Origin of the sequence: Blautia schinkii (genome assembly GCF_013304825.1) — a bacterium.
Taxonomy (GTDB): Bacteria; Bacillota; Clostridia; order Lachnospirales; family Lachnospiraceae; genus Blautia_A; species Blautia_A schinkii_B.
Genome location: NZ_JAAWUO010000047.1, coordinates 1 through 935, shown reverse-complemented (window position 1 = coordinate 935; position 935 = coordinate 1). Strand labels below are relative to the sequence as shown.

General features: G+C 33.4%; 1 protein-coding gene. It reads left to right on the top strand.

The genetic code is table 11. The features are described from left to right. A partial coding sequence (locus tag HFM85_RS16000) for an RNA-guided endonuclease InsQ/TnpB family protein (protein WP_173757589.1) occupies positions 1–767 on the top strand: 767 nt, incomplete at its 5' end. Positions 768–935 lie beyond the last annotated feature (168 nt).

Below are 935 nucleotides of genomic sequence, written 5' to 3'. Positions count from 1 at the left end.
GCAGGAAAAGAAATAAACAAAAACTAAATTGGGTAAGACTTGCAGAGCATGGTCGTATTCCTACAGATGCTAAATATATGAATCCGCGAATATCCTTTGACGGGTTGAACTGGTGGATCAGCGTATGTGTGGAATTGCCTGATTGCATAGAAAAACTTAATGATGATGGAATTGGTATAGATCTAGGAATCAAAGATCTGGCTATTTGCTCTGATGGAGCTAAGTATAAGAACATCAATAAAAGTCAGAAAGTAAAGAAACTAGAAAAACAGAAACGCAGATTACAGCGTAGTATCTCTCGCTCTTACGAGAAAAATAAGAAAGGAGAAAGTTACTGCAAAACAAATAATGTAATCAAAAAGGAAAAACTTTTATTAAAACGAAATCACAGATTAACAAATATCCGTAAGAACTATTTGAATCAGACTACATCTGAAATTGTAAATCGAAAACCAAGATTTATTTGTATTGAAGATTTGAATGTTAGTGGAATGATGAAAAATAGACATTTATCAAAAGCAGTTCAGAATCAGGGCTTTTTTGAGTTTAGAAAGCAGCTTGAACACAAGTGCAGCGATAAAGGGATTCAGCTTATTGTGGCTGATCGGTTTTATCCATCATCAAAGCTTTGCAGTTGTTGTGGAAATATTAAAAAAGACTTGAAATTATCTGACAGAATTTATAAATGTGATTGTGGAAATGTCATTGATAGAGATTTTCAGGCATCTATAAATCTCAAGGCTTATGGAGAAAGATTTGCAAGCTAACACTAAAACGTTAGTGCAAATATGTACGGGTACGTTAATCCGGAATTTACGCCTATGGAGAGTACAAGAACTTGTGAGTAGATAGATATTTATATCATCAAAAGCATACTCGTTGAAGTAGGAATGAAACATAGAAGTTTATAACTTTTTATAAGTTTTCAGTAACGG